Raw genomic sequence first — 23,578 nt, 5'->3', positions numbered from 1 at the left:
CTTTTAGTGCGGGCACCGAGCCCGAGGCCCGATGCCGGTGCAGCTCAGTTAGCGTTTAGATACCTTCGAGCATAGCGTCTGCCGGTGCTTCGGAGCGTTGCTTGGCGGTCAGCTGGAAGTACAGGTAACCGGCGGCCATGAACCCGAGGAACACACAACCGATCAGCGTGTTGAACCAGGCCATCGCCACCAGGCACACCACCGCCAGAAACAGCGCAATGGCCGGCACCACCGGATAACCCGGCGCGCGGAAGGTGCGTTCCAGGTTCGGCTCGGTTTTGCGCAGTTTGAACAGGCTGAGCATGCTGATGATGTACATCACGATGGCGCCGAACACCGACATGGTGATCATCGCTGCCGTCAGGGTCATGCCTTGCAGATTGACCAGTCCGTCGCTGTAGATTGCCGCGATGCCGATCACGCCGCCGGCCAGAATCGCCCGGTGCGGCGTCTGGAAACGCGAGAGTTTGGCCAGGCTTTTCGGCAGATAACCGGCCCGGGCGAGGGCGAAGAACTGCCGCGAGTAACCGAGGATGATCCCGTGGAAACTCGCCACCAGCCCGAACAGGCCGATCCAGACCAGCATGTGCATCCACGTCGAATTGTTGCCGACCACTGCTTTCATCGCTTGAGGCAACGGGTCGTTGATGTTCGACAGTTGACGCCAGTCGCCAACGCCGCCGGCCATCACCATGACGCCGATGGCCAGGAACACCAGGGTCAGGATGCCGCTGACATAAGCCTTGGGAATCGTGCGTTTCGGGTCCTTGGCTTCCTCGGCCGCCATGGCCGCGCCTTCGATGGCGAGAAAGAACCAGATCGCGAAGGGAATGGCGGCGAAAATGCCGGGAATCGATCCCATCGTGAATTCATTGGCGCCCGACCAGCCGTTCAGCACGAAGTTGCTGAAACTGAAGCCCGGTGCAACGACGCCCATGAACACCAGTAGTTCGGCGACGGCGAGCACGGTGACCACCAGTTCGAAGGTCGCGGCGATGCTGACGCCGAGGATGTTCAGGGTCATGAACACGAAATACGCGCCGACCGCCGCGACTTTCGGATCAAGTTCCGGATATTGCACATTGAGATAGGCACCGATGGCCATGGCGATGGCTGGCGGGGCGAACACGAACTCGATCAGCGTGGCGATCCCGGCGATCAATCCGCCTTTCTCGCCGAACGCCCGACGGCTGTAGGCAAACGGCCCGCCCGCGTGGGGAATCGCGGTGGTCAGTTCGGTGAAACTGAAGATGAAGCAGGTGTACATGGTCGCGACCATCAGGGCCGTGACCAGGAAACCCAGGGTTCCCGCCGTACCCCAGCCGTAACTCCAGCCGAAGTATTCGCCGGAAATCACCAGGCCGACGGCAATACCCCAGAGATGCAGGGTGCCGAGTGTGGGTTTGAGCTGTGTGGTGGAAGTCATAAGTCCTCTCTGTCTTTTTTATTGTTCGATCTGTTGGACTTTCGGGTGCAGCGGTTGAGTGGGTGGATGCTGTTCACGCAGCGGCAGTGTTCACGCAAATCCTGAATGACGGGTACGCAAGGCCCGTGCCAGAGCGGCCAGGCCAGGGAGTTGTCATCGGGATGAAAAGGGCGGTGCCGAAATCTCGGCACCGCCCTCGGTTTTTTAGAAGAAGCCCAGGGGATTGATGTCGTAGCTCACCAGCAGGTTTTTGGTCTGTTGGTAGTGGTCGAGCATCATCTTGTGGGTTTCACGGCCGACGCCGGACTTCTTGTACCCGCCGAACGCGGCGTGCGCCGGGTACAGGTGGTAGCAGTTGGTCCACACACGACCGGCCTTGATGGCGCGGCCCATGCGATAGGCGCGGTTGATGTCGCGGGTCCAGAGGCCGGCGCCCAGGCCGAACTCGGTGTCATTGGCGATTGCCAGGGCTTCGGCTTCGTCCTTGAAGGTGGTGATGCTCACCACCGGGCCGAAGATTTCTTCCTGGAACACACGCATCTTGTTGGTGCCCTTGAGCAGGGTCGGCTGGATGTAATAACCGGAGGCCAGGTTGCCTTCGAGTTTTTCCACCTTGCCGCCGGTCAGCAGTTCGGCACCTTCGCCCTTGGCGATTTCCAGGTACGAAAGAATCTTGTCGAATTGCTGCTCGGACGCCTGGGCGCCGACCATGGTGTCGGTGTCCAGCGGATCGCCACGTTTGATTTGCAGGACTTTCTTCATGACGACGGCCATGAATTCGTCGTAGATCGATTCCTGTACCAGCGCACGGGACGGGCAGGTGCAGACTTCGCCCTGGTTGAAGAACGCCAGCACCAGACCTTCAGCGGCTTTTTCGATGAAGCTCGGCTCGGCCTTCATGATGTCTTCAAAGAAGATGTTCGGCGACTTGCCGCCCAGTTCCACGGTGGACGGAATGATGTTCTCGGCGGCGCATTTCATGATGTGCGAGCCGACCGGGGTCGAGCCGGTAAAGGCGATCTTGGCGATGCGCTTGCTGGTGGCCAGGGCTTCGCCGGCTTCTTTGCCGAACCCTTGCACCACGTTGAGCACGCCCGGTGGCAGCAGGTCGCCGATCAGCTCCAGCAGCACGCTGATGCCCAGCGGGGTTTGCTCGGCAGGCTTGAGCACCACGCAGTTGCCGGCGGCCAGGGCCGGGGCGAGTTTCCACGCGGCCATCAGGATCGGGAAGTTCCACGGGATGATCTGGCCGACCACGCCCAGCGGTTCATGAATGTGATAAGCGACGGTGTTGCCATCGATCTCGGCGGCGCTGCCTTCCTGGGCGCGCAGGCACCCGGCGAAATAGCGGAAGTGGTCGGCGGCCAGCGGGATGTCGGCGTTGAGGGTTTCGCGGATGGCTTTGCCGTTGTCCCAGGTTTCGGTGATCGCCAGCAGTTCGAGGTTCTGTTCGATGCGGTCGGCGATTTTCAGCAGGATCAGCGAGCGGGCCTGGGCGGAGGTCGAGCCCCAGGCATCGGCGGCAGCGTGGGCGGCGTCCAGTGCCTTGTCGATGTCTTCGGCAGTGGAACGCGGGAATTCGGCAATCGGCTGGCCATTCACTGGCGAGGTATTGGTGAAGTACTGACCTTTGACAGGCGCGACGAACTCGCCGCCGATGTAGTTACCGTACTTGCTCTTGAACGAGACTTTGGCGCCTTCAGTACCGGGGTGAGCGTAACGCATGATGATGTTCTCCTTGGCTTTGTACTTATTAGAGAAACGCGCATGAGCGCTTGCTATAAGCGTAGAGCAAAGGTCGGGCCACCGCCGTGCAGGTCAGACAAATCAAGGCCTTGCGTGATTTCTGTCGGACAAGTGGCAAGCGTCTGTGACGGTATCGGTACAGTTCGGGTGACAGTTTGTACCGCTTCTGGCACAACCTGTGACCGGGCGGTCTTGCCAGCATTGCAAAGACCGGTTGGCTGGAGGATGCTGGGCACCACTTCACGCATGGGCCGATGAGCCTCGGGGAGAATAATAAGAAATGCACGACAACCATTTGAGTCGCCATGCCCAACAGGTTCTCACCGTCACCCAGGGCAAGCCGCACCTGCACGGCCCCGGCGCCGACCCGTCGATCGCCCGCTCGTGGCTGCGTTGTCTTGAGGACTATCACCTCGACCCGGCCCTGACCATGGCGCCGACCGTGCTCGAACACGGTCGTGTCCTCGAAAGCCGCGAACGGCTGCAACAGGTGTTGCAGATCGCCGGCAATGAAATGAGCAGCCTGCATCAGCAACTCTCCGGCGCCGGCCATGCAGTGCTGCTGACCGACGCCCGTGGGGTAATCCTCAACTGCGTCACCGCTCCCGCCGAACGCAAGATCTTCGAACGCGCCGGCCTCTGGCTGGGCTCCGACTGGAGCGAAGCCTGCGAAGGCACCAACGGCATCGGCACCTGCCTGGTGGAACGTCAGGCCCTGACCATCCATCAGGACGAACACTTTCGCGGCCGCCACACCGGCCTGACCTGCTCGGCGAGCCCGGTGTTCGACCCGCACGGCGAACTGTTGGCGGTGCTCGATGTTTCCTCCGCGCGGCATGACGTCTCGCGCCAGAGCCAGTTCCACACCATGGCGCTGGTCAATCTGTCGGCGAAGATGATCGAGAGCTGCTACTTCCTGCGCTGTTTCGATAACCAATGGTTGTTGCGATTCCATCTCCAGGCCGAGTCTGTCGGGCTGTTCAGCGAGGGGTTGCTGGCGTTTGACGGGGAAGGGCGGATCAGTGCGGTCAATCAGAGCGCCTTGAACCTGCTGGGGCACATTCGCGGTGGTTTGCTCGGCAAACCGGTGGAGGCGTTTTTCGATTGTTCGCTGGATGAGTTGCTGGGGCGTGCGAGTGCCAATGCCAGCGCCAGTTGGCCGTTGCGCACCCGTGACGGACGGCATCTGTTCGCGGTGCTGCGCGGCGAGTCGCGCAAGCCATCCATCGTCTTGCCGAAACCTCAGGCTCCCGAGGCGCCACGCCTGGCTGGCATTTGTCTGGGCGACGCCGGACTGCAAGCGGATTTCCGCAAGGCCTTGCGGGTGTTCGAGCGTGACGTTCCACTGCTGATCAATGGCGAAACCGGCTCCGGCAAGGAAGCGTTCGCCAAGGCTGTGCACAGCGCCAGTCAACGCGCCGGCAAAGCGTTCGTCGCCCTCAACTGCGCGGCCATTCCCGAAAGCCTGATCGAGAGCGAACTGTTCGGCTATCGCGGTGGCAGCTTCACTGGCGCGCGCAAGGACGGCATGCGCGGCAAGTTGCAGCAGGCCGATGGCGGCACGCTGTTCCTCGATGAAATCGGCGACATGCCGCTGGCCTTGCAGACCCGTCTGTTGCGGGTGCTTGAAGACCGGCAAGTGGTGCCGATCGGCGGCGAGCCGGAAGCGGTCAACGTGCGGATCATCAGCGCCACGCACCGCAACTTGCTGGAACGGGTTGGTGATGGCAGTTTTCGTGAAGACCTTTATTACCGGCTCAACGGGCTGGAAGTGGCGCTGCCGCCATTGCGCGAGCGCAGTGACAAGTCGCAGTTGCTGGATTTCCTGCTGGCCGAAGAGGCGGGCGGTGAAACGGTCCTGATCGAAGAGCCGGCGCGCCAGGCCTTGCTGGGGTTCAACTGGCCGGGCAATGTGCGGCAGTTGCGCAATGTGCTGCGCACGCTGGCGGCGCTGTGCGATGAAGGGCGGATCGGGCTGGATGATCTGCCGGCGATGTTCCGGCAGGTGCAGCCGCTGCTGGTCAAAGTCGATGAAGTGTCATCCGGGCAGCCGCTGGAGGATGCCGAACGGCTGGCGTTGCTCAATGCGCTGGAACACACGCGCTGGCACATGACCCACACGGCGCAGCAACTGGGTGTCAGCCGCAATACGCTCTATAGAAAGCTGCGCAAGCACGGGATCGCCCGCAGCGCTTGACCCCCTGAAAACGAGGATGCGGTTTTCCCCTGCCTGGGCTACCCTGCGGCCATGTTTTACGAGGTCGACTATGCACATTCATATTCTGGGTATCTGCGGGACTTTCATGGGCTCGATGGCGGTTCTGGCCAAAGAGCTGGGCCATCACGTGACCGGCTCCGATGCCAACGTCTATCCGCCGATGAGCACTCAGCTCGAAGCCCAGGGCATTCAGCTGACTCAGGGCTACGACCCGGCGCAGCTTGATCCGGCGCCGGATCTGGTGGTGATCGGCAACGCCATGTCCCGCGGCAATCCGGCGGTGGAATATGTGCTGAACAAAGGCCTGCCGTACGTCTCCGGCCCGCAGTGGCTGGCCGACCATGTGCTGCAAGGTCGCTGGGTGCTGGCGGTTGCCGGTACTCACGGCAAGACCACCACCAGCAGCATGCTCGCCTGGGTGCTGGAACATGCCGGCATGAGCCCGGGCTTCCTGATCGGCGGCGTTCCGCAGAACTTCTCGGTGTCGGCGCGTCTGGGTGGCACGCCGTTCTTCGTGATCGAGGCCGACGAGTACGACAGCGCGTTCTTCGACAAACGCTCGAAGTTTGTCCACTACCGTCCACGTACGGCGATCCTCAACAACCTTGAGTTCGATCACGCTGACATTTTCCCGGATCTGCCGGCCATCGAGCGCCAGTTCCACCACTTGGTGCGGACTATTCCGAGCGAAGGCCTGGTGATCCACCCGACCACCGAACCCGCTTTGCAGCGCGTGATCGAGATGGGCTGCTGGACCCCGGTGCAAACCACTGGTGCTGGCGGGCAGTGGCAGGTCAAGTTGCTGAAGGACGACGGTTCGGCATTCGAAGTGATGTTCGAGGGCGTCTCCCAAGGCGTCGTCGAGTGGGAATTGACGGGGCAGCACAACGTAGCCAACGCATTGGCTACTCTGGCGGCAGCGCGTCACGTTGGTGTTGTGCCATCGATGGGCATCGCCGGGTTGAGCGCGTTCAAGAGCGTCAAGCGTCGGATGGAAAAAGTCGCGGAAGTGCGCGGCATCACCATCTACGACGACTTCGCCCACCACCCGACCGCCATTGCGACCACCCTCGACGGCCTGCGCAAACGCATTGGCGACGCACCGCTGATCGCGATCATCGAGCCGCGTTCCAACTCGATGAAGCTCGGCGCACACCGTGACGGCTTGCCGGACAGCGTGGTCGATGCCGATCAGGTGATCTGGTACGCCCCGGCCAACCTCGGTTGGGATCTGGCGGGCACTGCTGCGTTGTGCACCGTGCCGTCGATCGTCAGCGATTCGCTGGAAGGCATCATCGAACGCGTGAAAAGCCAGGCCCAGCCCGGCACCCACGTGGTGATCATGAGCAACGGCGGCTTCGGCGGTCTGCACGGCAAACTCGCCGAGGCGCTGAAATGAACAACAACGGCCCGGAACGCATCACTCTGGCGATGACCGGCGCGTCCGGCGCCCAGTACGGCTTGCGTCTGCTGGATTGCCTGGTGCGCGAGGATCGCGAAGTACATTTCCTGATCTCCAAGGCCGCGCAACTGGTGATGGCTACCGAGACGGACGTGTCGCTGCCGGCCAAGCCGCAAATGATGCAGGCGTTCCTCACCGAATACACCGGCGCCGCCGCCGGGCAGATCCGCGTGTATGGCAAGGAAGACTGGATGTCGCCAGTGGCCTCGGGCTCCGGGGCGCCGGCGGCGATGGTGGTGGTGCCGTGCTCGACAGGCACCTTGTCGGCCATCGCCACCGGCGCCTGCAACAACCTGATCGAGCGAGCGGCAGATGTAACGCTGAAGGAGCGTCGCCAATTGATTCTGGTGCCGCGCGAAGCGCCGTATTCGAGCATTCATCTGGAGCACATGCTCAAGCTGTCGAATATGGGCGTGACCATCCTGCCGGCCTCGCCGGGTTTCTATCACCAGCCGCAGACCATCGATGACCTGATCGATTTCGTGGTGGCGCGGATTCTCAATCTGCTGGGCATCCCCCAGGACATGCTGCCGCGTTGGGGCGAGCACCATTTGAGCAGCGATGAATAAGCTGCTGACAATTGCGCTGGCGCTGCAACTGACCGGCTGCGCCACGGCACGCACGCTCGATGCCGCCAAGCCCGGCGCGCCGGTGGTGTATTCCGGCACGCGGCTGGATCTGTATGCGATGAATGGCGGGTGTTGTGCGATGGATCGGTTCGGAGCCGAGGCGCCAAGCTATCCCGGGGTGGACCTGCCGGCCAGTGCGTTGCTCGATACGCTGCTGTTGCCGTTGTCGTTGCTGACGGTGATCGGCGTAGGCTTTCAGGCGACTGGCGGGCTCTAAAAAAATCGCAGCCGATGGCTGCGATTTTTTGTTTTTACTTGCCGAGCTTTCTCAACTCATCTGACTCGACGATCCGCACTCCGTCCTGTTCCTCAAGCGCCAGCCGCCACATGGCCCGGGCCAGTTGGCAGGCTTCGATGCCGCGGTATTTGCCGGGAATCAATTTTGAAAACGGCGCGGCAAGCTGTTCGCCCAGCCGTGGCTCGCTGCGATCTCCCAGCAGCAACGACGGCCGGCAGATGGTCAGTTGCGGCCAGTCCTGCGCGCGCAAGGCGTGTTCCATCTCGCCTTTGACCTTGTTGTAGAAAATCGAGGATCGGCGATCAGCCCCCAGGGCACTGATCACGATCAGGTGCCGTGCGCCCATTTCCCGGGCGCGTTTGGCAAACGCCACGACCATGTCCAGATCCACGGCGCGAAACGCCTCTTCGGAGCCGGCCTGTTTGATGGTGGTGCCGAGGCAGCAATAGGCGATGTCGACGCGACCGGCCAGTTGCGGCAGGAAGGTCTGCGGGTCGCCGACCGGGTTTTCCAGATGGGGGTGTTCGGCCAGCGGCCGGCGTGAAGGGGCCAGGACGCGAGTGATCGTCGGTTCGTTGAGCAAACGGTCGAGCAGGTGTTCACCGGTCAGCCCGGTGGCTCCGGCAAGCAAGACATGCTGAGGCGTCAAGTACATAGTGTCTCTCCCTTGATACTGTTCAGCTTAGTTGCTCTTTGTCGCTCCGTCGTTCAACGCAGCACTTTGCAACGCTTTTCTTGCTTGCTGCTTGCGCAGCAGCTGCCAATGCGCCAGCACGGTTTTCGGCGCCCAGATCTGCGGTTCCGAGGCTTCGAAGTTGTCCGCCAGTTCGCGTTCGGCGACGGTGGCCTTGGCCAGTTTGAAGGCTTGCTCCAGATCATCGGTCTGGTTCAGCGCCTGGGCAAACAGGGCATCGCCGAAGTAGGTGAAGTTGGCTTCTTCGGAGCAGCCGAACGAGACCCGGTCGGCGCGCGACGCGGTCATGATCAACGTGCGTTCGTCCTTCAGTGCCGGAATGAAACCACCGGAATAGCACGAGGAGATGACAATGATCTTGTCGCGGTTCTTCAGCGGTGCGAGCACGGCGGCGAGTTCGTCGGCGGGCAGGTCGGCCAGTTCCATGCGCGGTTGGTCGAGCACCAGTTCGTGTTCGGCGGTGCCGTGGCTGGTCAGGTAGATGAATACCAGATCTTCCGGGCCGCTGCGTTCGGCCAGGGTCAACGCCGCGCGGCGCAGATTTTCGCGGGTGGCCATCGGCCGGTCACCGAGGTGGTCGCGATGGTTGACCAGGCGGATCTGGCCAAAGGCGCCGAAGCGGCTGGCGAGCATGTTGGCCACGTAATCGGATTCGCGCAGGAACACGCTCTGTTTGCCGTCGCCGCCGAGGGTCAGGGAGTACAACTCCACCGCCGGGGTCGAGGCTGGCACATTGGCCAGCGCTTCCTCGAGCAGGCGGCCCTGGGCCAGCAGGCCGAGTTCGAGGGTGTCGGGCAGCAATTTGCCGTCGGCATCGCGCACGCGCTGGCCATTGATCCAGGTGCCGCTGAGCACGCTGCCGTCAGTCAGCACCAGCGTGCCTCGGCCCGCATAGCTGTCGCTGTCGAACCCGCCGATGTAGAAACTGCCGTCGGACAGGTTCAGTCGGCCCTGACCGCTGAAGCGCCAGTCATTGAAGTAGCCGGTGTAATGGCTGCCGTCGGCGCCGATCAGTTCGCCCTTGCCGGTCAGCGCGCCTTCCTTGAACTGGCCGAGCCAGACGTCGCCGTCAGCGTTTTCGTAGCGGCCCTTGCCGTGTAGCTGATTGTTCTTGAAGCCGCCGACATAGATATCGCCGTCGGCGCTGTTGAAGGTGCCGTTGCCTTCGAGCTGGCCGTTCACGAAATGGCCGGTGAACTGATTGCCGCTGGCATCGCCGCGCTGGCCCTCACCGTTGGGTTTGCCGTTTGCGAACTGGCCTTGATAGGAGCTGCCGTCGTCCAGCTCCAGACGGCCGAGCCCGGAATACTGGTCGGCCTTGAATTCGCCGCGATAGGTCATCGCGTTTTCTTTGAGGGTGCCTTCGCCTTCGCGTCGGCCGAGCTTGAAACTGCCGGTGTAGCTGCCGCCGTGGGTGGTCAGTGAGCCCTGGCCGTCGAACAGGCCTTGCTGGAAATTCCCGCGATAAACCTCGCCGTTGCTGCCGTGCCATTCGCCCTGACCGTGCCACTGGCCCTTGTCGAACTCGCCCGCGTACCAGCTGCCGTTCGGGTAGTCGACCCGACCCTGGCCTTGCAGCAGACCGTTGACCAGTTCGCCGCGATAGCGTCCGCCATCGGGCAGGCGCGCATCCGGGGGCAACAGCGATTCGCCATCGCCGCAAGCGGTGAGCATCAGGGTCAAGGCAAGCGGTGCAAGAGCAGCAAGTGAGCGCATAGCGGGATCCGGGCAATTAGGCGACCGAGTATGCCGCAGCTATGTGACCTTATACAGCCGGCAGAGGGGAGTGGATGCGAAACAGCGTGAGCCGCTTCGCATCCCGGCACTCAGACGAAGCAGAGCGACAGCGGTTCGGCGATGTAGGCCGGTTTGTCCGAGCCTTCGATCTCCAGAGTGGCGGTGGCCTTGAGCAGCCACTGGCCAGGTTTCTTCTCGGTCACTTCACCGAGATCGACCTTGAGCCGGACTTTGGAATTGACCTTGACCGGCTGGATGAAACGCACGCTGTCCAGGCCGTAGTTGACCACCATCTTCACGCCTTGCGGCAGGATCAGGATGTCTTCCATCAGTTTGGGGATCAGCGACAACGACAGGAAACCGTGTGCAATGGTGCTGCCAAATGGCGTTTGCGCGGCTTTGACCGGGTCGACATGGATGAACTGATAATCCCCGGTGGCTTCGGCGAACAGGTTGATGCGCTCCTGATCGATAGTGAGCCATTCGGAACGTCCGAGTTCCTTGCCGACATAATCTTTGAGCTCTGCAACTGGAACATAGGGCATTGAGACTCTCCTTGGGTTCATCGGTTTTATAGTTTTTCAGGTGGGGGATTTGACCGCCCTGCGAACCACTGTAGATCATCATGACGATTTGCTCAGGTCAACCGACCATGCTTTTGGCGAATGCCGATCCATAGCGCTGGCGTGCTTATAATGCCCGGCCCGTGCTTGGCGGGATGTCGGACGGAGATGACGGATGTTGCTACGCGGCCTGACCATGCTGGTGCTGTTTCAATTGCTCGGCACCGCCCTCAATCATTTGCTGTTGCCGGTGCTGCCGGGGCCGATCATCGGTCTTTTGCTGTTGCTGGTGTTCCTGATCGTGCGCGGTGAAGTCAGCGAGCCGCTGAATCTCGCCGCCGGCAGTCTGTTGCGTTATCTGCCGTTGCTGCTGGTGCCGCCGGCGGTGGGCGTGATGGTTTACGCCACGGCCATTGCCGCCGATTTCTGGGCCATCGTCGGTGCGCTGGTGGTCTCGCTGATTCTGTCCATGGCCTTCGCCGGTGTGCTGATGCAACGGCTGGTCAAGCGTCACGCCCCGCATTCGGAGGAATCCTGATGCTGTTCGACTGGCAAGGTGCCTGGGCTTCGGTGATTCACCATCCACTGTTCGGCATCGGTATCACCCTGGGGGCTTATCAACTGGTGCTGGCGGCGTTCGAGAAAACCCGCTGGATTTTCCTGCAACCGGTGCTGGTCTCCATGCTGTTGGTGATCGGTGTGCTGGTGGGTTGCGGCCTGACTTATGTCGAGTACCGCAAGAGCACCGAGATCCTCAGCATTCTGCTGGGCCCGGCGACCGTGGCACTGGCGGTGCCGCTGTATCTGAATCTGCGGCGCATCCGCCAATTGTTCTGGCCGATTTTTACTACGCTGGTGATAGGCGGGGTGGTCGCCACGGGCATGGGCGTGGCGCTGGGCTGGTGGTTCGGTGCCGATCACATGATCCTGATGACCATGGCGCCCAAGTCAGTGACCTCGCCGATCGCCATGCTGGTAGCCGAACAGATCGGTGGCGTCGCGGCGCTGGCCGCGGTGTTCGTGTTGATCACCGGGGTGATCGGCGCGATCTTCGGCCCGGCGCTGCTGACGCGCCTCGGCGTGCATAGCCCGGAGGCGCGCGGCATGGCGCTGGGCATGACGGCGCATGCGGTCGGTACGTCGGTGGCGTTGCAGGAAAGCGATGAGTGCGGCGCCTTCGCGGCGCTGGCGATGAGTCTGATGGGCGTGGCCACGGCGGTGTTCCTGCCGTTGGCGGTGTCGATGGTGGTGTAAGGAAATGTCTATGAGTCTGCCGCTTTTTCCGCTGAACACGGTGCTGTTTCCCGGCTGCAATCTGGATTTGCAGATCTTCGAAGCACGCTACCTGGACATGATCGGCCGCTGCATGAAGCAGGGCGGCGGATTCGGCGTGGTGTGCATCCTTGAAGGCAGCGAAGTCGGCGTCGCCCCCGAAGGTTTCGCCATGGTCGGCTGCGAAGCGCGCATCACCGATTTCCAGCAGCAGGATAACGGACTGCTGGGCATCCGGGTGCAGGGCGGGCGCCGGTTTATCGTGCAGCGCACCGAAGTGCAACGCGATCAACTGATCGTCGCCGAGGTCGAGTGGCTGGACGACGAACCCGAGCAACCCTTGCAGGATGAAGACGCTGATCTGGTGGCGCTGCTCAAGGCCCTGGCCGAGCACCCGATGGTCGAGGCGCTGAACATGGGCATCGAAGCGGCCGGGCAGCAATCACTGGCCAATCAGTTGGCGTATCTGCTGCCGTTCGCCGAGGAAGACAAGATCGACCTGCTGCAACTCGACGACCCACAGCAGCGACTGGATGCGATCCAGGCGCTGCTCGATGAATTGCAGGGCGAGTTGTTCGCTTAAGACGCGTTCAGGTTATTCGGGCCAGACGATGTCGTTGGCGAACCAGTCCTTGCCGCTCGGCAGTGAGAGGATCGGCTTGCCTGCCTTGGCCACCGCATCGATCAAGGCATCGTATTCACGTTGATTGGCCACGCCGCTGTGGGTCCGCGCCTCGATGTCGCTGCCGATGTAGCTGCTTTGGGCTTCAGCGGCGACATCATCGACCTTCGCCGCACGGGTGAAGGTCGAGTCCAGCAGCCAGAGACGCTCCGATTCAATGCCCCGCTTCGACGTGGAAATCAACGCTTCGAGTTCGTCTTCGGGAAACCAGGCACTTTTTTCCAGCGCAGCCAGATTGAGCAGGTGGTTCTCTTCGTTGAGGACCACTTCCATCCTTCGTGTATCGATGACGTAGGCGAAAATGAACTGCTGATTGTGGCGGATCGTCTCGTAATTGCGTTCGACGTCCAGTTCCATGTCTGAAACATCGGACCAGTCGTTATCGGAATTCCCGGAATCGTTATCGGGCTCGCCCGGCTTTTTGCCGGGGTATTTGTTTCTTTGGCTGTTGTAGCGCAGGTATTCCGGATCGGGAGCGTCGGTGCCCTTGCCGCCATACATCTTCACCAGCTTGTGGCTGACCGTGGCGCTGATCGGTTTCTCGGTCGTGGCGCCGCGCGGGTGTTTCAAGCGAGGCAGCATGCGTCCGTCGTTGTGGAACTCGAAAGGCGTGCGCTCGTCCGCCCGGAACAGGCCGGGAATGTCGGTGCGGTACAGGCAGTCGCTGCTGTTGCGCTGGTAGCCGAGAGTGGCCAGGAAAGCGTCGAGAAAATCGCGGCTGACACTTTTGTCGAAGTCCACCAGATCGCTGCGCAACTTGCCGTTTCTTACGGGCAGCAGCAGGGGTTCGATTTCCTGGCGCAGCGTGTCAAAGCGAGTCGGATCGTTCACATCCAGGGTGAGTGATTGGTGCTGTTCGGCCCACTCCGGCATCCGTTGGGGGCTGGCAATCAGGTCGTTGTGCAACCGAATGTGTTGCCCTGGCGAAAGATTGTAGGTGCGCAGCAGCTCGACACGTTGGCCATGAGTCAGCAGCGGATACATCTTGAGCAGTGAGTCGCCAAGCAGTCGGGATGTCGCTTCCCGTGCCGACAGTGGCGAGACCGGAAGCTGTTTGGCCGGCACTTGTTCACTGCTGTGATCGGGTTCGGGCAATGGGCGTTTCAATGGGTTTGGCAATTCCATCTGCCGGGCCGGGCTCCAGGTCGTATCGTCGGTATTTCTGTAGAGCGCGGGTCCCGCTGGCAGTTTTCCGTAAAGATCCGTCGCCCGATAAGTGCCAAGACCCGCGTCGAACTCGACATGCACGGTGCCGATGTCTTTGATGTCGACGAACCGCCGACCGACGACAAAGCGAAAACCGTCGTTGTCCGCAGGTTGCATGTTGCGCAGCAAGGCCGGATTCAACAGATAGCGGTTCATCCCGCTGTGCGATTCGGGGGGGAGGGTGGACAGGTCGGAGATTTTGACATTCGTTGGGGCAGCGTTGCCCTGAGGACGGTTGCCGTGAACTTGATCGGTAGTAGCCCCAGGCCGATGTGTCCCGGGCAACGGCAATTGATGCAGCAACGGCAGATCAGCGTCGGGCCGCACTCGACTCGATCCCGGGGCAGACTGGCCGGGCGTATTGCTTTTCGGGGCGTTGGAGGCAGCAGGTGGTTTGGGGCGCATGTGTCATTCCTTGACGACTGGACGTTGAAAAAAACACTCAGACTGTCGGCTTTACGGCCGTAGGTTGTTCGATGACCAGTTGCCCGGCCTCGATCTGACGCGTCGGGTCGCTGTCGACCTGCCAGCGACCGGAATCCGCGAGGTAGAAAATCTTTCCTGACGGGAACTGCGGCAATCGAATGTATTGAACGTGGACTCGGTCGCTCTCCAGTTCATCGTGCTGCCTGTGTTCCTCGATCAGCGTGACGATGGCTTGGGTCGAGGCGCAGCCTCGTGCGTCGAGGGCGTAAAGACTGATGACATCGAACAGGGCATTGACCCGGTAACGGTGTCCTGACGAAACAATCACATCGACACTCTCCAGTGGCAGCGAAGGGTCGCGGCTGTCCGGCAGATGAATGTGAAGGCTGCCGATCTTCAGCAGGTCGTTGCTGATGGCGAGCTCGCGCCGGGTGATGGTTTCTTCCAACTGCGCGGTGTAGATAGCCCAGCTCGAAGAACCGCTGACGCTTGCGTCGGCCGGGGCGGTCGAGAGCCGGATGGACATGTGGCTGGCGGGATGGATTTCGTAGTGCGCCGATCGACCCTCAAGTGCGTAGATGGCGCTGTGCGGTGCAGCGCTGAAATCGATCCGCTGAGGGGTTGTCTTCAAGGTGCGCTTTTCGACAGAAGGCCGGATGAAAATGTACTGGCCCGCGCGCTTGTGCAGTGAGGCGCGGCTTTGGATCTGACGGTAGCCGGTGTTCCTTGCATCATCGAGATAGGCGTTGTCGGGATAACCGAGGCGATAGGAAACACCGTCTCGCATGACCAGCGTCAAGGCATGATTCATTTGCCAGCCGGAGGCCATGATCCCGGCCCCCATGTCACTTTTCCTGCCCGGACGCTCTCTCACGGCACCGTGCAATGAAAGCAGGCCGCCATGACCGAAAGTGAGGGTGAAGTGGACATTCGTGTAGCTGAGAAATGTGAAGGCGTTTGGCGTTGTTTTTTCAACGGTGTAGAGGGCGCGGACTTCGTCGATTTCCGTGCTGTCGTAGTCGACATACAGAGTGCTGCGAGTGGGTTTGTCACTTTGCGCGGCCACCAGGATCGTGTGATAGATCTGACGGGAAATGAAGTAGTGCGAGTGCGGATTCTTCGCGAGGGTACAAGGGCGATCGTTGACCGGCACCGGGGCGGGTCCGGGCATACCGACGGTCAGAACACTGACACTCACGGTCAAGTCGGCGAGGTCTGGGGTTTCAGCCGGCCATACGGGCTGCAAATGGTAGCCGTCCTGGGTAATGAACGCCCATTTATCGTTGCGCAGGGAACGTTTGCCATCGACAGTCCGGTACACCGCCTCTAGCGCCAGTTCACGTCTCGGCGACCGGACGTCATCGTCGCGCAGTGATTCGATCACCAGAGCGTCATCGCGGATGTACCAGCGCTGGATCGCTTCAAGCGTTACGCCCAGATAGACCTTGCTGGGTTCCTGGCCATCTTCGTGGATGAAAACCTTGCGGCAACTCGGGTCGAGTACATAGGTGTCACTGCCGCTGCCGCCCTTGACGGTGCTATGGAAACCGCGAACGGAAATCAGGTCATCCCCACCCCCGGCATCAACATCGTCATCCCCATTGGCGGCAATGATTTCCGCCTCGTCGGTACCGGTCACGCGATTGATCGCACCGGCGAGGGTCTCGACCTTTTCGACGGACTTGAGCGTCGAATGCAGCACAGGTTCCAGCGCTGGATCCGCAGGGTGTAATGCCAGCCTGCCGTTTTTCAGGTCGATGTCAAAACCGATATGACGCGGAGGATTGGGGCCATGGTTTTCGTGTCGGTGATTGCCTTGCAGCCACAACAGGTCGGTGCCGTCACCTCCCGACAGATCACTCACTTTGATCGGATCGGATGAGAGCGCTTCGGATGCCGACTGAAACAGAAAGGAGTCGTCCTTGTTGCCACCGCTCAGGCTTTTACTGCCGGCGGTATAACTGAAGAAGTTCGGCTTTTCCCGCACGCCTTGCACGCGGTCATTACCGCCACCAAGACTCCAGAAAATCCCTTTGACGGGATCACTCTTGGCCTTGATGATCAAATCGTTTGCGGCGGGTAAACCTTCCCTCGCATCATACGTGTCATCTGTGTCACTGATGACGGGGAGGTTTTCGAGGGTGTAGGGCGTTTCGCCCTTCGATTCATCCCATTGGTAGCGATAGATGCGGGTTGGCTGCAACTTGACTTCGAACCGGCCATTGACGATCGCGTCGACACTGTCCTTGAATTCATTGTCGAGCCAGCCGAGGCTGCGGGTCTTCAGGGCTTTGGCGTAGTCGCTCGTGGTTTTGGCAATCAGGTAGCGATCCATCAGCGCCTTGTCCTGATCCTGTCCGGTGAACGCAAACCAGCCGGCACGCCAGCGCTCGTTCACGGTCAGCTCTATGTAATCGTCGATGTCGTCGACCATGCGCACGGCGCCATAGACTCTGGCACCGACAATCATGATCGCCGCTGCTGCAATGCCCACCGGGCCGGCGGCCTGAAATCCCATCAGTGCCGCGCAGCCAAGGGCGATGGACAATGCGCCGCTGAACACACTCAGTCCGCCAGTGACATACAGATCCTGCGCCTCCTTGCCCTGAGCCTTGGCTGCATCATTGAAGGACTTGATGGCGGTGTAGATATCGAAGGGCAGCGTCAGCACACTGGCGATCAACCCTGCACTTCGACAGAGCCATTTGCCCATGGACGTCTTGCCGAATTGCTCGAAGGCCATGGAGCCTTGGCGGAGCATCCGTTCACCAGTCTTGCTCAGTGCGTACTCCAGGCCCAGTGAGGTGATCTCCGTGAGGCCGCCGCCGATATTGATCAGTGCCTCACCCATCTGGCCTTTCCTGAGGGCGTCGATGGCGCCCATGTAGGCGCTGTACAGCCCGTAAGCCTGCAGTCCTGCCCCCATGCTGGTCATCCCGCGACTCTTGGTCTTGTCCACCCAGCTCGGCAAATGCTCGGGCAACGGGCTCCTGTGGATATCCAGGCGCTGGGTGGAGGCCAGCAAGCGATTGATCTGGTTCATCGCGACAGCAGAATCGCCCGCAGGCATTTCACGCAGCAATGGCGCTGCATCGGGAGAGCGCAGGGTGACGATTTCGTAGAGTAATTCCGGTACCCGTTGACGCGCTTGTCCATCGATTGACTTGATCCGTTGCTCAACCTGAACAGGGTCGAGCTCCAGTCCGTCGGTGAAGACCTGATCGGGCTCGGGAAAGTACGTGTTGGACGCTGTAACGGGCTCGCCGTTGATCCGGGCTCCAAGTGCTTGAAGCTCCTGGCGGCTCACGGTCAGCTCGCCAAATCGAAGGGGACCGAACAACTTGTCCAGGTCTCGCAGATCAGGGGATTTTTCGGAAGTGCCTTCCGTTTCTACTGTTGGTGAAGTGGTTGGAACGTTAATGTCGGAAATTGTAATTGGCGCTGTAAGAATAGTTTCAGTGTTTGCAGTAAATGTCTTGGCCAAAATCAATACTCTGCAGTGATGTGTCGATTGAATCTGGCATGAAGGGGTGAAGGTTTCAGTAGTTATTGTTTTTCTGATTGTATTGTTGTTTTTTGTATTGTGTTTGAAGTGCTCTGCGGGTTGATTGTCCGTTGTTGTTCCTCTAGTTTGAAGTCGACCCGAATGAAACGGGCTTCATCATCAAGGAGGACGATATGACGATTTACGAAGATGAGTGGGCTTTCTGGGATGACATCGCCGGGAAGTATATTTTCAAACATGCAGGCGTCGATCTGAATAGCGATATCATCATCAAGGGCGCAGGTTACTACGCTGACTCGATGGTCCTTGAACGGCGCAAGCGCAAACGGGTGAAGAGCGAGCTTGACGTTGCGGTGCCGACAACTGACAAGTGAAGTCTCGGTTGAGTATTTGTCCGGTTTAAATAACAAGAGAGTTGCTATATGTCCAATGCAAAAAATACTACATTTACGGGGCATCTTTTTGCGGGTGGTCTTCCGCTTGTCATCAACTATCAGGTGATGGAGCAGCGTTTAAAGCATCCGCGAATTACGACGGGTCAACGATTGAGTGCGGAAATTTCTCTTAATGACGAAGTTGCATCGCGCATTATTACCCTGGCGGATCATGACGATGCGGAGCCGCTGCTGTTTGAGTTTGTTCCGGATAATCAGGGGCGTTACACCCTTGGCGTCAAGACTGTCGGGCGCTATTTCAATTGGCGACTGCGGATGGATCAGAGCTCCCGGCATCTTCTGGTGGACAAGAATATCGGCAGCTACTTCGAGCTGGAAACCTACGCCGGGAAGTTGAAGTCTTTTGGCGACTTACCTTCCAATCCGGCTTCTGTGGCGCTAGTCAGTGTCGAGAAGAAGCTGGGGCTGTTTCAACACGAAACAAAGGGAGGTCTCAAGTACTTCCTCGACAGGAATCCGAACGACACCGAGCACAATGCCTACAACCCCGTGCCAGTGTCGTTCGTCTTGAGAACCCAACCTTCGGCGCTGTCTGCCGTCGCCTAGTACGAATATCGCAACAATGTATGCGGCAAATGCCGCAACACGAAGAAACCGAACAAGGCGACCAGTGCCGGCAACACCAGCCACCAGACTTTCTGCGGCATCGCTTCAAGGGGGGAGCGGCGCTGAATCAGCCACAGGCTCGCGGCGCAGACACAGGCGGCAAGCATTGCGCCGGCCAGCACATCGGTTGGCCAGTGTGCCCCCAGGTACACCCGTGACAAGGCAATCGCCAGTGCCGGAATGCAGCCGACCAACAGCCAGGTCAGGCGCATTCTTGGCGGTTGTCCACGTCCGGCCAGCACCGCCAGGGTCAGGAACAGCGCGAACGATCCGGACGCGTGGCCGCTGGGCATGCTGTAACTGGTCAACGGGTCGGTCAGCACTTCCGGGCGTACCCGGGCGAAAAACAGTTTGGTCCCGGTGTTGGCCAGCGCGGTGACGAGCAGGGTACTACCGGCGAAGATTGCCTGACGCCACTGGCGGCACAGCAGCAACAGGCCGGTCAGCAAAATGCTGAACACCAGCATGTTGCGGAACTCGCCGATCAGGGTAAAGACCACCGCGACCTCGTCGAGCACCGCGTTGCGGTGTTCCTGTACGAGGGTCATGACGCCCTGATCAAGGGCGGTCAGGTATGGGTAACCGACAAACAGACCGATCAGGATCAGCAGGCTCATGCTGCTGATCCAGATTGTTGCCCGACGATGGCGGCGCAGGCTGCTGTTGGCGCTCAGGCCGACCATCACCGCAATGCTGGCGGCGACGATCCCGGCCTGCAGCCAGAAACCCTCCGGCAATGGCAGACGAATCGCCGCCCCGGTGGCCCAGCCCGGCAGCAGGTACGCGATGCTCCAGCCCGCCGCCGCCAGCAGACTCACGGCCGCGAAGCGCGGGAAGGGCATGTCGCACATCCCGGCGACCATCGGCAACATCGGTCGCAATGGGCCGATGAAACGCCCGACCAGCAGGCTGGCGATACCGTAGCGCTGGAAATAGGTCTCTGCGCCGGCCATCCATTCCGGGTGATGGCGCAAGCCCGGCAGGCGCCGGATGTTCTGGTGGAAGTGGCGGCCCAGGAAGTACGAAATCACGTCGCCGAGAATCCCGCCGAGGAAACCCAGCAACAGGGTTTCGCTCAACGACAGCGCACCGCTGCCGGCCAGCACTGCCACGGCAAACAGCAACACGGTGCCGGGAACAATCAGCCCGGCAATCGCCAGGCATTCAACGCAGGCTACGACGAACACTGCGGCGGCCAGCCACTGCGGATTGGCGGCCAGCCACCCGGTCACGCTATCGAGCCATGGGCCCATACAACACACTCCATTTCATTGATGTCCCTGACCGGCGTACCGCAGAGGGGAAATTCACAGCAGAAAATAATCGCGTCCTTCGACCTGACCCCGGCGCAGCGGGTTCCGGGTGCACCACTGGGCGTAGGCCGCATCAACGAAGCGATACATCAAATGCTCGTCACGCCCGTGGGGGATGCCCAGGCGGGTGGTCTGGATGATGTGGCCTGGCGCGGGGCCGGTGTCTTCCACCAGCAGTATGTCGTGGTCGAAACGCTTGGCATCCCACACCGGCACTTTTAGCCCCAGGGCCTTGCACAGCAGGGTCTGCCCGGCGCAAAGCTTTTGCGACGGTCGCGGGCGACCCTGTGCATCGGGGTTGTTCAGCAGCATCTGCGCCAGGCTGGCCGGGCCGCTGATTTCATCGACCCATGGATAGGCCGATTTGATCAGCACCGCATTGCCAGGACCCTGTGCACTGAAGTTCAACGAATCGCCGCCACGGGCGTAGTACATATAGATGTGGCCGCCATCCAGAAACAAAGCCTTACGCTTTTCCGTGTAGCCGAGGGAGGCATGGCTGCCTTTTTCTTCGCAGTAATACGCTTCGGTTTCGATGATCCGGGCGCTGAGCCACAGGTCGCCGACCCGGTGACGGATGACTTTGCCGAGCAGGTCCCGGGCAAGCGTCTGGGCGTCACGGTCGAAAAAAACGTCCGGAAGGCCCATCGGCAGGCGCTCGGCGTGGGCACGAACGGTCAGATTGGACATGGCAAACGGTGTTTATCCAGGCGAAAGAGGTCGTGATGATAACAATCCGAGCCTTAATTACGGCTGAACATCGGCAAATCGCCGTCCATTTCGACCATCCGCCCGTCACCGCTGTTAGTCCCGGGACGCGACAGCTATAATCTGCCGCTTTCCTCTTTGCCAAGACCCCAGCAGACCATGACTGAGTCCGTTCTTGACTACATGACCCGATTGGGTCGCGCCGCCCGCGAAGCTTCCCGGGTCATCGGCCGTGCCAGCACCGCGCAGAAAAACCGCGCCCTGCTGGCTGCCGCCAATGCCTTGGACGCCGCCCGCGCCGAGCTTGCGGCAGCCAATGAACAGGATCTGGCCGCCGGTCGCGCCAACGGTCTGGAGCCTGCACTGCTGGAACGTCTGGAACTGACCCCGGCGCGTATCGACGGGATGATCGTCGGTCTGCGTCAGGTGGCGGCCTTGCCGGACCCGGTCGGTGCGATCCGCGACATGAGCTTCCGTCCGTCGGGCATTCAGGTCGGCAAGATGCGTGTGCCGCTGGGCGTGATCGGGATCATCTACGAGTCCCGTCCGAACGTGACCATCGATGCCGCGAGCCTGTGCCTGAAGTCCGGTAACGCGACGATCCTGCGTGGCGGTTCCGAAGCGATTCATTCCAACCGTGCGATTGCCGCCTGCATCCAGCGCGGCCTGGCCGAAGCCGAGCTGCCGGCCGCCGTGGTGCAAGTGGTGGAAACCACCGACCGTGCCGCCGTTGGCGCACTGATCACCATGCCCGAGTACGTCGATGTGATCGTACCGCGAGGTGGCCGTGGCCTGATTGAGCGCATCAGCCGTGATGCGCGGGTGCCGGTGATCAAGCACCTGGACGGCATCTGCCACGTCTATGTCAGCGAACACGCCGACCTGCCGAAAGCCCAGCGCATCGCCTTCAATGCCAAGACCTATCGTTATGGCATCTGCGGCGCGATGGAGACCTTGCTGGTCGACCAAAGTGTTGCGAAGGATTTCCTGCCGTCGATGGCTGCCCAGTTCCGCGAAAAAGGCGTCGAGCTGCGTGGTTGCGAGCGCACCCGGGCGATCATCGATGCCGTGCCGGCCAGCGAAGAAGACTGGGGCACCGAGTATCTGGCGCCGATTCTGTCGATCCGTGTGGTCGACGGTCTGGACCAGGCCATCGAACATATCAACCATTACGGCTCCCATCACACCGATTCGATCGTCAGCGAAAACCTCGCCGACACCCGCCAGTTCGTGGCTCAGGTCGACTCGGCGTCGGTGATGATCAACACCCCGACCTGCTTCGCCGATGGATTCGAATACGGATTGGGTGCCGAGATCGGCATTTCTACTGATAAGCTGCACGCCCGTGGCCCGGTGGGCCTCGAAGGACTGACCTGCGAGAAGTACATCGTGGTCGGTGATGGCCAGTTGCGCGGCCAGGCGACGGTCTGACTTGTCCGACCTCGACCTGAAAGCGCCGAAATCCGGCAGAAAGTCTCGCCCCCGGCGCATTGGCGTTCTGGGCGGAACCTTCGATCCGGTGCATGTCGGCCATTTGCGTGGCGCGCTGGAAGTCGCCGAAGCGCTGGCCCTCGATGAGCTGCGCATGATGCCCAGCGCCCGGCCGCCGCATCGCGATACCCCGCAGGTGTCGGCGCAGGATCGGCTGGCAATGGTTGAATGTGCGGTGGCCGGAGTGCCGCCGCTGGTGGTGGACGCCCGCGAATTGCAGCGGGACAAACCGTCCTGGACCATCGATACCCTGGAGTCGCTGCGCGCCGAAATGGCCGCCGAGACCCAGGTTTTTCTGCTTTTGGGCTGGGACGCATTTTGCGGCCTGCCCACTTGGCACCGCTGGGAGGAGTTGCTCCAGCATTGCCACATCCTGGTGCTACAGCGCCCGGACGCCGACAGCGAACCGCCGGATGCCTTGCGCAACCTGCTGGCAGCGCGTTCGGTGAGCGACCCGCTGGCCCTGAAAGGGCCGAGCGGACAGATTGCATTCGTCTGGCAGACACCGCTTGCGGTCTCCGCCACCCAGATCCGTCAACTGCTGGCCAGCGGTAAGTCGGTACGTTTCCTGGTGCCCGACGCGGTCCTGGCCTACATCGATGCGCACGGTCTGTATCGTGCGTCGAACTGAACAAGGCGTGCTCAAGTAACACGATCATCGTGGGACGAGACGCCGAATACATGAGCAAAACGAGTTTTATATGACTGACAAAGACCAAACCAAAGTAAAGCGCAAAGGCACGTTCAAGAGCGCTCCGCTGCCAGAGCCGGTCAACACCAACGAGCCGCTGAAAGGCGACGAACTGGTCAAGATTGCCGTGGCCGCCCTGGAAGACGTCAAGGCCCAGGACATCCAGATCATCGATGTGCGCGACAAGCAAAGCATCACTGACTACATGATCATCGCCACCGGTACGTCCAACCGCCAGATCAACGCGATGCTGGACAAGGTTCGCGAAGAAGTGAAAAAGCAGGGCGCCAAGCCGCTGGGCGAAGAAGGCAAGGGCGACAGCGACTGGGTGCTGCTGGACCTGGATCTGGTGATCGTGCACATGATGACCGCCTCGGCTCGTCAGTTCTACGACCTGGAGCGCCTGTGGGCCGGTGCCGAGCAAAGCCGTGCGGCGGACGCCAAGCACCACAGCCCGGAAAACACCCACGAGCATTTCACCAAGCTCAACAAAGACCAGCTGTAAGGGAC

At 60.8% G+C, this 23,578-nt stretch carries 21 protein-coding genes; 12 read left to right on the top strand and 9 right to left on the bottom strand.

Going from position 1 to position 23,578, the window contains the following annotated elements; translation table 11 throughout:
• Positions 1-55: 55 nt before the first annotated feature.
• Together eat and exaC are read right to left on the bottom strand one after the other, a co-directional pair.
• Positions 56-1,426, bottom strand: coding sequence for an ethanolamine permease (gene eat, locus AC07N4_RS24995; RefSeq protein ID WP_096820772.1), 1,371 nt, complete (start codon positions 1,424-1,426; stop codon positions 56-58).
• A 204-nt stretch (positions 1,427-1,630) separates the two neighbouring features.
• Positions 1,631-3,151: an acetaldehyde dehydrogenase ExaC gene (exaC, locus tag AC07N4_RS24990; protein WP_096820773.1), complete on the bottom strand. Its 1,521-nt coding sequence runs from the start codon at positions 3,149-3,151 to the stop codon at positions 1,631-1,633.
• A 301-nt stretch (positions 3,152-3,452) separates the two neighbouring features.
• Between exaC and AC07N4_RS24985 the strand changes: the two genes are divergently transcribed.
• The 4 genes from AC07N4_RS24985 (at position 3,453) to AC07N4_RS24970 (ending at position 7,698) form a co-directional block, all read left to right on the top strand.
• Positions 3,453-5,369: a sigma-54-dependent Fis family transcriptional regulator gene (locus AC07N4_RS24985; RefSeq protein ID WP_493066446.1), complete on the top strand. Its 1,917-nt coding sequence runs from the start codon at positions 3,453-3,455 to the stop codon at positions 5,367-5,369.
• A gap of 70 nt (positions 5,370-5,439) precedes the next feature.
• Positions 5,440-6,789 carry a UDP-N-acetylmuramate:L-alanyl-gamma-D-glutamyl-meso-diaminopimelate ligase gene (gene mpl, locus AC07N4_RS24980; RefSeq protein ID WP_007958628.1) on the top strand — a complete coding sequence of 450 codons (1,350 nt, stop codon included), beginning with the start codon at positions 5,440-5,442 and terminating at the stop codon, positions 6,787-6,789.
• Positions 6,786-7,421 carry a flavin prenyltransferase UbiX gene (ubiX, locus tag AC07N4_RS24975; RefSeq protein WP_011336112.1) on the top strand — a complete coding sequence of 212 codons (636 nt, stop codon included), beginning with the start codon at positions 6,786-6,788 and terminating at the stop codon, positions 7,419-7,421. The genes mpl and ubiX overlap by 4 nt, the downstream gene beginning before the upstream one ends.
• Complete coding sequence (locus AC07N4_RS24970) at positions 7,414-7,698, top strand: YceK/YidQ family lipoprotein (protein ID WP_493066447.1); 285 nt, start codon at positions 7,414-7,416, stop codon at positions 7,696-7,698. The genes ubiX and AC07N4_RS24970 overlap by 8 nt, the downstream gene beginning before the upstream one ends.
• Before the next feature lie 34 nt (positions 7,699-7,732).
• Here the strand turns inward: AC07N4_RS24970 and AC07N4_RS24965 are convergent, their stop codons facing one another.
• The 3 genes from AC07N4_RS24965 to AC07N4_RS24955 form a co-directional block, all read right to left on the bottom strand.
• Entirely contained in the window at positions 7,733-8,374 is a 642-nt protein-coding gene (locus AC07N4_RS24965) for an oxidoreductase (protein WP_096820775.1), read from the bottom strand.
• Between the two features lie 27 nt (positions 8,375-8,401).
• Complete coding sequence (locus AC07N4_RS24960; protein ID WP_102620858.1) at positions 8,402-10,129, bottom strand: C13 family peptidase; 1,728 nt, start codon at positions 10,127-10,129, stop codon at positions 8,402-8,404.
• Positions 10,130-10,239: 110 nt separating this feature from the next.
• On the bottom strand, positions 10,240-10,695 hold the full coding sequence (locus AC07N4_RS24955) for a MaoC family dehydratase (protein WP_007909575.1): 456 nt from the start codon (positions 10,693-10,695) through the stop codon (positions 10,240-10,242).
• A 193-nt stretch (positions 10,696-10,888) separates the two neighbouring features.
• Between AC07N4_RS24955 and AC07N4_RS24950 the strand changes: the two genes are divergently transcribed.
• From AC07N4_RS24950 to AC07N4_RS24940, 3 genes are read left to right on the top strand one after another with little or no spacing between them, the layout of a single operon-like run.
• The gene (locus AC07N4_RS24950; protein WP_493066448.1) at positions 10,889-11,251 is read left to right on the top strand and encodes a CidA/LrgA family protein; all 363 of its coding nucleotides are present in this window, start codon (positions 10,889-10,891) and stop codon (positions 11,249-11,251) included.
• Entirely contained in the window at positions 11,251-11,967 is a 717-nt protein-coding gene (locus tag AC07N4_RS24945; RefSeq protein ID WP_096820777.1) for an LrgB family protein, read from the top strand. The genes AC07N4_RS24950 and AC07N4_RS24945 overlap by 1 nt, the downstream gene beginning before the upstream one ends.
• A 10-nt stretch (positions 11,968-11,977) precedes the next feature.
• Positions 11,978-12,568 (top strand): LON peptidase substrate-binding domain-containing protein, encoded by a 591-nt coding sequence (locus AC07N4_RS24940; RefSeq protein ID WP_102620857.1) that lies wholly within the window; start codon positions 11,978-11,980, stop codon positions 12,566-12,568.
• 12 nt (positions 12,569-12,580) lie between these two features.
• Here AC07N4_RS24940 and AC07N4_RS24935 read toward each other — a convergent pair whose 3' ends face one another.
• Positions 12,581-14,029, bottom strand: a complete 1,449-nt coding sequence (locus AC07N4_RS24935; protein WP_178081851.1) for a hypothetical protein — start codon at positions 14,027-14,029, stop codon at positions 12,581-12,583.
• 286 nt (positions 14,030-14,315) lie between these two features.
• Positions 14,316-17,783: a calcium-binding protein gene (locus AC07N4_RS24930; RefSeq protein ID WP_493066449.1), complete on the bottom strand. Its 3,468-nt coding sequence runs from the start codon at positions 17,781-17,783 to the stop codon at positions 14,316-14,318.
• Between the two features lie 194 nt (positions 17,784-17,977).
• On the opposite strand from AC07N4_RS24930, the gene AC07N4_RS24925 reads away from it, so the two are divergent.
• Complete coding sequence (locus AC07N4_RS24925; protein ID WP_102620856.1) at positions 17,978-18,178, top strand: hypothetical protein; 201 nt, start codon at positions 17,978-17,980, stop codon at positions 18,176-18,178.
• A gap of 48 nt (positions 18,179-18,226) precedes the next feature.
• Positions 18,227-18,805 (top strand): hypothetical protein, encoded by a 579-nt coding sequence (locus tag AC07N4_RS24920; protein WP_102620855.1) that lies wholly within the window; start codon positions 18,227-18,229, stop codon positions 18,803-18,805.
• Here AC07N4_RS24920 and AC07N4_RS24915 read toward each other — a convergent pair.
• Positions 18,802-20,118: a bifunctional DedA family/phosphatase PAP2 family protein gene (locus AC07N4_RS24915; protein WP_102620854.1), complete on the bottom strand. Its 1,317-nt coding sequence runs from the start codon at positions 20,116-20,118 to the stop codon at positions 18,802-18,804. The genes AC07N4_RS24920 and AC07N4_RS24915 overlap by 4 nt on opposite strands.
• 54 nt (positions 20,119-20,172) lie before the next feature.
• Positions 20,173-20,868 carry a DNA-3-methyladenine glycosylase gene (locus AC07N4_RS24910; protein WP_493066450.1) on the bottom strand — a complete coding sequence of 232 codons (696 nt, stop codon included), beginning with the start codon at positions 20,866-20,868 and terminating at the stop codon, positions 20,173-20,175.
• Positions 20,869-21,045: 177 nt separating this feature from the next.
• On the opposite strand from AC07N4_RS24910, the gene AC07N4_RS24905 reads away from it, so the two are divergent.
• The 3 genes from AC07N4_RS24905 (at position 21,046) to rsfS (ending at position 23,573) form a co-directional block, all read left to right on the top strand.
• On the top strand, positions 21,046-22,317 hold the full coding sequence (locus AC07N4_RS24905; RefSeq protein WP_102620852.1) for a glutamate-5-semialdehyde dehydrogenase: 1,272 nt from the start codon (positions 21,046-21,048) through the stop codon (positions 22,315-22,317).
• Complete coding sequence (gene nadD / locus AC07N4_RS24900) at positions 22,286-23,008, top strand: nicotinate-nucleotide adenylyltransferase (RefSeq protein ID WP_085732954.1); 723 nt, start codon at positions 22,286-22,288, stop codon at positions 23,006-23,008. The genes AC07N4_RS24905 and nadD overlap by 32 nt, the downstream gene beginning before the upstream one ends.
• Before the next feature lie 70 nt (positions 23,009-23,078).
• On the top strand, positions 23,079-23,573 hold the full coding sequence (gene rsfS, locus AC07N4_RS24895) for a ribosome silencing factor (protein WP_008087903.1): 495 nt from the start codon (positions 23,079-23,081) through the stop codon (positions 23,571-23,573).
• Positions 23,574-23,578: the final 5 nt, after the last annotated feature.

The organism is Pseudomonas sp. GW821-FHT09E04, assembly GCF_059416185.1.
The sequence above is the reverse complement of the archived record's forward strand: the minus strand, read 5'-3'. Positions and strand labels throughout refer to the sequence as shown.

Excerpts from the sequence above, each read along its gene's own strand:
- eat (WP_096820772.1), bottom strand. The coding sequence starts at position 1,426 with ATGACTTCCACCACACAGCTCAAACCCACACTCGGCACCCTGCATCTC.
- exaC (WP_096820773.1), bottom strand. The coding sequence starts at position 3,151 with ATGCGTTACGCTCACCCCGGTACTGAAGGCGCCAAAGTCTCGTTCAAG.
- AC07N4_RS24985 (WP_493066446.1), top strand. The coding sequence starts at position 3,453 with ATGCACGACAACCATTTGAGTCGCCATGCCCAACAGGTTCTCACCGTC.
- mpl (WP_007958628.1), top strand. The coding sequence starts at position 5,440 with ATGCACATTCATATTCTGGGTATCTGCGGGACTTTCATGGGCTCGATG.
- ubiX (WP_011336112.1), top strand. The coding sequence starts at position 6,786 with ATGAACAACAACGGCCCGGAACGCATCACTCTGGCGATGACCGGCGCG.
- AC07N4_RS24970 (WP_493066447.1), top strand. The coding sequence starts at position 7,414 with ATGAATAAGCTGCTGACAATTGCGCTGGCGCTGCAACTGACCGGCTGC.
- AC07N4_RS24965 (WP_096820775.1), bottom strand. The coding sequence starts at position 8,374 with ATGTACTTGACGCCTCAGCATGTCTTGCTTGCCGGAGCCACCGGGCTG.
- AC07N4_RS24960 (WP_102620858.1), bottom strand. The coding sequence starts at position 10,129 with ATGCGCTCACTTGCTGCTCTTGCACCGCTTGCCTTGACCCTGATGCTC.
- AC07N4_RS24955 (WP_007909575.1), bottom strand. The coding sequence starts at position 10,695 with ATGCCCTATGTTCCAGTTGCAGAGCTCAAAGATTATGTCGGCAAGGAA.
- AC07N4_RS24950 (WP_493066448.1), top strand. The coding sequence starts at position 10,889 with ATGTTGCTACGCGGCCTGACCATGCTGGTGCTGTTTCAATTGCTCGGC.
- AC07N4_RS24945 (WP_096820777.1), top strand. The coding sequence starts at position 11,251 with ATGCTGTTCGACTGGCAAGGTGCCTGGGCTTCGGTGATTCACCATCCA.
- AC07N4_RS24940 (WP_102620857.1), top strand. The coding sequence starts at position 11,978 with ATGAGTCTGCCGCTTTTTCCGCTGAACACGGTGCTGTTTCCCGGCTGC.
- AC07N4_RS24935 (WP_178081851.1), bottom strand. The coding sequence starts at position 14,029 with ATGAACCGCTATCTGTTGAATCCGGCCTTGCTGCGCAACATGCAACCT.
- AC07N4_RS24925 (WP_102620856.1), top strand. The coding sequence starts at position 17,978 with ATGACGATTTACGAAGATGAGTGGGCTTTCTGGGATGACATCGCCGGG.
- AC07N4_RS24920 (WP_102620855.1), top strand. The coding sequence starts at position 18,227 with ATGTCCAATGCAAAAAATACTACATTTACGGGGCATCTTTTTGCGGGT.
- AC07N4_RS24915 (WP_102620854.1), bottom strand. The coding sequence starts at position 20,118 with ATGGGCCCATGGCTCGATAGCGTGACCGGGTGGCTGGCCGCCAATCCG.
- AC07N4_RS24910 (WP_493066450.1), bottom strand. The coding sequence starts at position 20,868 with ATGTCCAATCTGACCGTTCGTGCCCACGCCGAGCGCCTGCCGATGGGC.
- AC07N4_RS24905 (WP_102620852.1), top strand. The coding sequence starts at position 21,046 with ATGACTGAGTCCGTTCTTGACTACATGACCCGATTGGGTCGCGCCGCC.
- nadD (WP_085732954.1), top strand. The coding sequence starts at position 22,286 with ATGGCCAGTTGCGCGGCCAGGCGACGGTCTGACTTGTCCGACCTCGAC.
- rsfS (WP_008087903.1), top strand. The coding sequence starts at position 23,079 with ATGACTGACAAAGACCAAACCAAAGTAAAGCGCAAAGGCACGTTCAAG.